At 61.6% G+C, this 7,186-nt stretch carries 6 protein-coding genes and 1 pseudogene; 4 read left to right on the forward strand and 3 right to left on the reverse strand.

Features of this window, described 5'->3' with window-relative positions:
- The 3 genes from G3436_RS18925 to G3436_RS29010 form a co-directional block, all read right to left on the reverse strand.
- The coding region (locus G3436_RS18925) for a hypothetical protein (protein WP_243667216.1) at positions 1-351 on the reverse strand (351 nt) is incomplete at its 3' end.
- Positions 348-1,004, reverse strand: coding sequence for an AAA family ATPase (locus G3436_RS27835; RefSeq protein WP_243667217.1), 657 nt, complete (start codon positions 1,002-1,004; stop codon positions 348-350). The genes G3436_RS18925 and G3436_RS27835, both read right to left, overlap by 4 nt.
- Positions 932-1,360, reverse strand: coding sequence for an AAA family ATPase (locus G3436_RS29010; RefSeq protein ID WP_420801227.1), 429 nt, complete (start codon positions 1,358-1,360; stop codon positions 932-934). The genes G3436_RS27835 and G3436_RS29010 overlap by 73 nt, the downstream gene beginning before the upstream one ends.
- Before the next feature lie 315 nt (positions 1,361-1,675).
- On the opposite strand from G3436_RS29010, the pseudogene G3436_RS18935 reads away from it, so the two are divergent.
- From G3436_RS18935 to G3436_RS18950, 4 genes and pseudogenes are all read left to right on the forward strand, one after another.
- A pseudogene (locus tag G3436_RS18935) lies at positions 1,676-2,982 on the forward strand (CitMHS family transporter).
- A gap of 73 nt (positions 2,983-3,055) precedes the next feature.
- Positions 3,056-3,829 (forward strand): TerC family protein, encoded by a 774-nt coding sequence (locus G3436_RS18940; protein WP_163948016.1) that lies wholly within the window; start codon positions 3,056-3,058, stop codon positions 3,827-3,829.
- 263 nt (positions 3,830-4,092) lie between these two features.
- Positions 4,093-5,751, forward strand: a complete 1,659-nt coding sequence (locus G3436_RS18945) for a Na/Pi cotransporter family protein (protein WP_163948019.1) — start codon at positions 4,093-4,095, stop codon at positions 5,749-5,751.
- 37 nt (positions 5,752-5,788) lie between these two features.
- Positions 5,789-7,159 carry a M16 family metallopeptidase gene (locus tag G3436_RS18950; protein WP_163948022.1) on the forward strand — a complete coding sequence of 457 codons (1,371 nt, stop codon included), beginning with the start codon at positions 5,789-5,791 and terminating at the stop codon, positions 7,157-7,159.
- Positions 7,160-7,186 lie beyond the last annotated feature (27 nt).

A 7,186-nucleotide genomic window follows, 5' to 3' on the forward strand; every position in this document is an offset into this window, starting at 1 on the left:
CAGCTTGAACGCCACCGACGAAAGCCGAATTCGTTGAAAATCAGCTGGCAGGGCTCGCTTGTTCTCGGGCCCATGACGCTCCAGCAGTATGGCGGTAATCAGCACCAAGGCATTGGTCAATTTTTGCCGTATTTCATCCATGAAGGGGGCAGCATCGCGAGGCACAGTGGATTTTGCTTCCACAAAAAGTAGCTCAGCGACCTCATTACCATGACTTCGGGCAAGCACGAACTCGACAATCTTCATGTTCGCCTGCAGGGACTTGTAGATGTCAGAAGTCTCGATAGGGAAACATGCAGCCCCTTCAAAAGGCCCGAAGTGCATGCCTGATTCCTCGAATTCGACCGTCATTCCAGGGCCAACTCCACTTCCTCTTCATAGAGTCTGATGGATTCATCAACAATCGGGTTGTCGGGCATCCCAAGCTGCATGTTGTCCGCTTTCCATCGCCCGTCGATGGAGGACAGCACCGGTAACGAAACCCCTTGGCGGCGTGCTTCGATGTAAAGTGCCTTGATCACGAAGTAGGAGTGGCTGGCGATGAAAAACTGAATGCCCCGCTGGGAGAGCATGACAATAATCTGGATGAGTTTGGAAATCGCCGTTGGATGGAGCGCTGACTCGGGCTCATCAATGAAAATGATCGAACCCAGGGCCAAGTAGCGATTTCCCAGCAAGGTATCCAGAATTGCGATTTTTTTGATGCCTTCAGCCGTGGCACCGATCGGGTATTTCTGATTACCTTTTTTGAACTGCCAGCGTTTACTCGCGCTGTCGAACTCGACCTTGCCACCCAGCATCTCTTCCAAGTCACTGCGAGCGCTAGCGAACTCTCGGTAATTATTCCCACGCGTAGTGGTCAGGCTGAGGGCTTTGGCCAGGTCGTAATAGGTATCGTCAAACCCAAACTCATTATCCAGCTCGCGGCTTTTCAGAATAATGCTCTGAAGACTGAGCACTTCCTTGGGCGGCAGGAAAATTGAATTGCTGGGCAGTGACTGCAAATCGCCGACGGGCGCCGTATGGTTTTGGCGGTGTCTTTGCCAAACCCGAACTGCAGGGCCTGCTCGCCGAACGCTACGGTACAAGACAAAGGAGATTTCGCACCTTTGGTGACCAAGTCTCCAATCTTGTCTGCCTGGAATGTCCAATACAGTTTTTCGTAAAGAATCTCCGCAAGCGAACGAGGCTCATGCCCCCTCTGATGCGTTTCCAGGGAGCGCACAACGCTGTACAGCGCCTTGAGAATGAACGTCTTGCCACAGCTGTTGGGGCCAATGACTAAATTGACATTGGAAAGAGCGTTCCACTGCAAGGACTGCAAGGGTCCGAAATTTTCAAGCTCTAATCTCGTCAGCATGTGCCCTGGTCCGTTTGCCGTCTTAGCCTGCAAGGCTATCACACCGCAGGCGTACAACCTTCTGTCGCCTTTGTGCCGTCGAAAGCTGGCTGAAAGCTTGTGCCCTTAGCATCGCCTCACCACCGGCATAAGACCGGTCGCCAGGGCCACTGACTTTACTGCGGCGCCCGGCTCAATTAACAACAACAATGGTGATACTGATGTCCTTCCACGCCCGCCTTCGCGCTGTACCCCCGCCGTTACTCCACGCACCGCGCCTCGCGCGCTGATTCCGTTCGTCCTTTTTTCGACGCGCCACGCCTGGAGTATTGCCCCATGCTGACCTTCCTCGGCTTTGCCATGGTCATCACCTTCATGTACCTGATCATGACCAAGCGCCTGTCGGCCTTGATCGCGCTGATCCTGGTACCGATCATTTTCGCCCTGTTCGGCGGCTTCTCGGGTGATATCGGCCCGATGATGCTGCAAGGCATCAGCAAGCTTGCCCCAACCGGCGTGATGCTGATGTTCGCGATCCTCTACTTCGCCCTGATGATCGACTCCGGCCTGTTCGACCCGGCCGTGCGCAAGATCCTCAAACTGGTCAAGGGCGACCCGCTGAAAGTCTCGGTCGGCACCGCCGTGCTGGCCCTGGTGGTCTCGCTCGACGGTGACGGCGCCACCACCTACATGATCTGCGTGGCCGCCATGTTGCCGCTGTACAGCCGCCTGGGCATGAGCCCGCGGATCATGGCCGGCCTGATCATCCTGGCCGGCGGGGTGATGAACATGACCCCCTGGGGCGGCCCCACCGCCCGCGCGCCAGCGCCCTGCATGTCGACCCGTCGGATATCTTCGTGCCGATGATCCCGGCCATGGCCTTCGGCGTCATCGCCATCCTGGCCATCGCCTATATGTACGGCAAGCGCGAACGTGCGCGCCTGGGCGAACTGCACCTGCCGGGCGACGAGATCGACCATAGCGAAATCAGCGTATCGCAATACCCCGACGCCCGCCGCCCGAAACTGCTGTGGTTCAACGGCGCCCTGACCTTTGCCCTGATGGTGGCGCTGATCGCCGGCCTGCTGCCGCTGCCGGTGCTGTTCATGATCGCCTTCAGTATCGCCATGGTGGTCAACTACCCGTGCCTGCAACAGCAGAAAGACCGCGTCGCGGCCCATGCTGGCAGCGTACTGGCGGTGGTGGGGCTGATCTTCGCGGCGGGTATCTTTACCGGCATCCTGTCGGGTACCGGCATGGTCGAGGCCATGTCCAAGAGCCTGCTGGCCGTGATCCCCGATGCAATGGGTCCGTACCTGGCGGTGATCACCGCGATCGTGAGCATGCCGTTCACCTTCTTCATGTCCAACGACGCGTTCTACTACGGCGTATTGCCGGTACTGGCCGAAGCCGCCAGCCACTATGGCATCTCGCCCGTCGAGATGGCCCGCGCGTCGATCGTCGGGCAACCGGTGCACCTGCTCAGCCCGCTGGTACCCTCCACTTATCTGCTGGTGGCGCTGGCCGGTATCGAGTTCGGCGACCACCAGCGCTTCACCTTGAAGTGGGCAGTACTGGTCTGCCTGTGCATAATGCTCGCCGCGCTGCTGATGGGAATCTTCCCGCTTTTCAGCAGCCTATAATTCAACGGTTTCATCCAACCGATTGCGCGCCGGCCTGCCTGGCGCGCAACGCCTCACGCTCGAAGGAACAAACATGGAATGGCTGACCAGCCCAGAGATCTGGGTTGCCTTTTTAACGCTTACGGCCCTTGAGATCGTTCTCGGCATCGACAACATCATCATGATCTCGATCCTGGTCAGCCGCATGCCCAAGCACATGCAGCAGCGTACCCGGATCTTCGGCCTGGCCCTGGCCATGATCACGCGCATCCTGTTGCTGCTGTCGATCGCCTGGGTCATGCGCCTCACCGCCGACCTGTTCCATGTGTTTGGCCAGGGCATTTCCGGGCGCGACCTGATCCTGTTCTTCGGTGGCCTGTTCCTGTTGTGGAAGAGCTCCCAGGAGATCTATCACGGCCTGGAAGGCGAGGACGAAACCCACGACGAGCCCGAAGCAGGCAAGGCGGGGGGCAAGTTCCTCTACACCATCATCCAGATCGCGATCATCGACATCGTGTTCTCGCTGGACTCGGTGATCACTGCAGTGGGCATGGTCTCCCATGTACCGGTGATGGTCGCGGCGATCATCGTCGCGGTACTGGTGATGATGCTGTGCGCCAAGACCATCAGCGACTTCATCGACAAGCACCCGTCGCTGAAGATGCTCGCGCTGTCGTTCCTGATCGTGGTGGGCACCGTGCTGATTGCCGAAGCGTTCGAGGTGCATGTGCCAAAAGGCTATGTCTACTTCGCCATGGCGTTCTCGCTGGCGGTGGAAGCGATCAACATCAAGATGCGCACGGCAGCGGCGAAAAAGAAACAGCAAAGCGATCCGGTGAAACTTCGCAAGGACATTCCGGGTCAGTAACACTGGCTGCGTTGAACAAAGGCCCCCTGCGGGGCCTTTTGTTTTTTCGCACAACGGCGATCCGGTGGGCACTGGCTTGCCAGCGAAGACGCCCGCGCAGCCAACCAAGGTTTCAAAGCCTGAACAGGCATGCCATGCTGGCGCCAAGGCCCCTGGCCGACTAAAGCTAAAGTGAGCACTGGGAAAAACCGCCTGTCACCAGGCCAGGCTCACGGCATCATCCATTGCCCCGCTGGGGCACCTCAAACAGGGGGGCTTTGCGTATGCTGACCCTGCTCAACCTGCTCTCGGCCGTGGCCCTGCTGATCTGGGGCACGCATATCGTGCGCACCGGCATCCTGCGCGTGTACGGGTCCAACCTGCGCCGGGTGCTGAGCCAGAACATGGCCAGGCGGCCACTGGCGTTCATCGCCGGCATCCTGGTCACGGCCATGGTGCAAAGCAGCAACGCCACGGCGATGCTGGTGACTTCGTTCGTCGGCCAGGGCCTGATGGCGCTGACCCCGGCCCTGGCGATCATGCTCGGTGCCGACGTCGGTACCGCGCTGATGGCGCGGGTGCTGACCTTCGACCTGTCGTGGCTGTCACCGCTGCTGATCTTCCTCGGGGTGATCTTCTTCCTGTCGCGCAAACAGACCCGCGCCGGCCAACTGGGCCGCGTGGGCATCGGCCTGGGGCTGATCATCCTGGCCTTGCAACTGATCGTCGAGGCGGCAGCACCAATCACCCAGGCCCAGGGCGTGAAGGTGCTGTTTGCCTCGCTGACCGGCGACATCCTGCTCGATGCGCTGGTCGGTGCGCTGTTTGCGCTGGTGTCCTATTCCAGCCTGGCCGCGGTGCTGCTCACCGCGACCCTGGCCGGTGCCGAGGTGATCAGCCTGCCGGTGGCCATCGGCCTGGTCATCGGCGCCAACATCGGCAGTGGCCTGCTGGCGTTTCTCAGCACCAGCATGCAGAACGCCGCCGGGCGCCAGGTGGCGCTGGGCAGCCTGCTGTACAAGCTGATCGGCCTGCTGCTGATCATCCCGGTGCTCGACCCGCTGGTGCACTGGATGGACAGCCTGAGCTTCAGCCCGCAGGAGCTGGTGATCGGCTTCCACCTGCTCTACAACACCCTGCGCTGCGTGGCGCTGCTGCCCACCGCCACGCCCATGGCGCGACTGTGCCGCTGGTTGCTGCCCGAGCGCGAAGAACCCAACGGGCATGCCAAGCCACGCCACCTCGACCCCACCGCACTGGTCACGCCCAGCCTCGCCCTGGCCAATGCGGTGCGTGAAACCCTGCGCCTGGGCGACCTGGTCGACAACATGCTCGATGCCATGCTCAACGTGCTGCGTGGCACCCAGACGGCCCTGACCCAGCAGGTTCGCAGCCTGAGCGACGACGTCGAAGGCCTGTACAACGCGATCAAGCTGTACCTGGCGCAGATGCCGCGTGAAGACCTCAGCGAGCAGGACAGCCGACGCTGGGCCGAGATCATCGAGCTGGCGATCAACCTCAAGCTGGCCAGCGACCTCATCGAACGCATGCTGCGCAAGGTTCAGCAGCAGAAAACCGCGCAACGGCGCGAGTTCTCCGAGGTCGGCCTGGAAGAACTGACCGTGCTGCAGACCCAGTTGCTGTCCAACCTGCGCCTGGGGCTGTCGGTGTTTCTCAGTGGCGACCCGGAGAGCGCACGCCAGCTGTTGCGCGAAAAGCGCCGTTTCCGCGCCCAGGAACGACGCCTGGCCCACGCGCATGTCAGCCGCCTGCAACGCAAGGTGGTGCAAAGTATCGAGACCAGCTCCCTGCACCTGGAGCTGATCGCGGATATGAAACGTCTGAACTCACTGTTCTGCAGCAGCGCCTACACGGTACTGGGCGGCGGCGACACCGGTGCCTTGCTGATCGACAGCGTGCCGGACGATGCCCATTCGCCGTGACCCGGTGCTGCCACGAACCTGTGCAAGGAAGCTTGCGATGCGTTGCCTGATGTTGTTTTGCCTGTTGCTTGGCGCTACGCCGGGGTTTGCCCTGGACCGCAGCCAGGTCGAAGGCTACCTGCTGGAAAACGGCCTGCAGGTGTTGCTCAAGACCGGCTACGAGCGCGACCACGTGTCCATCCGCCTGGTGGTGGGCATCGGCTTCGACGATTTCCCGTGTGAGCGCCAGGAACTCCCGCACCTGCTCGAACACCTGCTGTTCAGCGGCATCGACGACAGCGGCGAAGGCGGCCTGGAAACGCGCATGCAAGCACTGGGTGGAGAATGGAATGCCTACACCAGCAGCGCCGACACCACCTTTGTCATCGAAGCCCCGGCACGCAACCAGCGTAAGGTCCTGGACCTGTTGCTGGCGGCACTGCGCGACACCAAGATAGACGACAACGCGCTGCAAATATCAAAAAAAATCGTCGAACGTGAAGACGGCGGGCATTACACCCACCTGCAGCGCTGGCTCGACCGCCAGGATCTGGGGCACCGTGCCAGCGACCAACTGGCCGTGGAGCTGGGGCTCAAATGCGCCGAACGCTCGTCGGTGCAGGACATGACCCTGGCGCAAGTGGATGCGCTGCGCCAGCACTGGTACGCACCGAACAACATGAGCCTGATCGTGGTGGGTGGCCTTGACCGGCTGTTGCCGGCCTATCTGGAACGCACCTACGGCCAGCTGGAGCCGGTGGAACCGGGTGAGCGTCGGGTGCTCGAAGGGGTTACCCACCCGGCCGAGGCGCGCCGCGAACTGACCCGCGGCTGGCTGGGCGAGAGCGCGCGGTTGCACTGGATATTCCTCGAGCCGGTGCTGGACGCAGGGCACGACGCGACCTACGACCTGCTGCAGCGCTACCTGGACTGGGCGCTGTACAGCGAGCTGCGCTTGCAGCACGGCTTGTCGTATGGGCCTGCGGCGCAGCGCGAAAGCGTTGGCGATACCGGCCTGCTGAGCCTGAATGCCGATGTCGACCGCGACCAGGTGGAGCAGGCCGAGCGCCTGCTGGGGCAGATGATCGAGCGCCTGCGCAAGGACGGGCTGGAGCCGGCGACATTCGAACGCATCAAGGGCGCGGCGATTGCGCGTGAGGCATGGACCAGCCAAGGCAACAGTGCACTGGCCGATTACTACTGGGGCGCGCTGAACGACTATGCCGAGGGGCGGGTGGGCGAACCTGGGCAACGCCTGCGTGAAGTCAGCCTGGCGCAGGCCGACGCGGCGCTCAAGGGGCTGTTCGCCGCGCCGGGGTATGTGCGGGTGGAGAAACCGTTGCTGGGGTATGACCAGTTGTACGGACTGGCGGCGTTGGGGCTGGGGCTGATGCTGGCGGCCGTGCTGCTATGGCGGCGACGCCGCTGACGCTTTCGCTGGCAAGCCAGCTCTCAC

It is taken from the genome of Pseudomonas brassicae, assembly GCF_010671725.1.
Classification (GTDB): Bacteria; Pseudomonadota; Gammaproteobacteria; order Pseudomonadales; family Pseudomonadaceae; genus Aquipseudomonas; species Aquipseudomonas brassicae.

What these genes read in the sequence shown, in the direction of transcription:
- G3436_RS29010 (WP_420801227.1), bottom strand. Translation starts at nt 1,360, where the DNA reads ATGCTGACGAGATTAGAGCTTGAAAATTTCGGACCCTTGCAGTCCTTG.
- G3436_RS18945 (WP_163948019.1), top strand. Translation starts at nt 4,093, where the DNA reads ATGCTGACCCTGCTCAACCTGCTCTCGGCCGTGGCCCTGCTGATCTGG.
- G3436_RS18940 (WP_163948016.1), top strand. Translation starts at nt 3,056, where the DNA reads ATGGAATGGCTGACCAGCCCAGAGATCTGGGTTGCCTTTTTAACGCTT.
- G3436_RS18950 (WP_163948022.1), top strand. Translation starts at nt 5,789, where the DNA reads ATGCGTTGCCTGATGTTGTTTTGCCTGTTGCTTGGCGCTACGCCGGGG.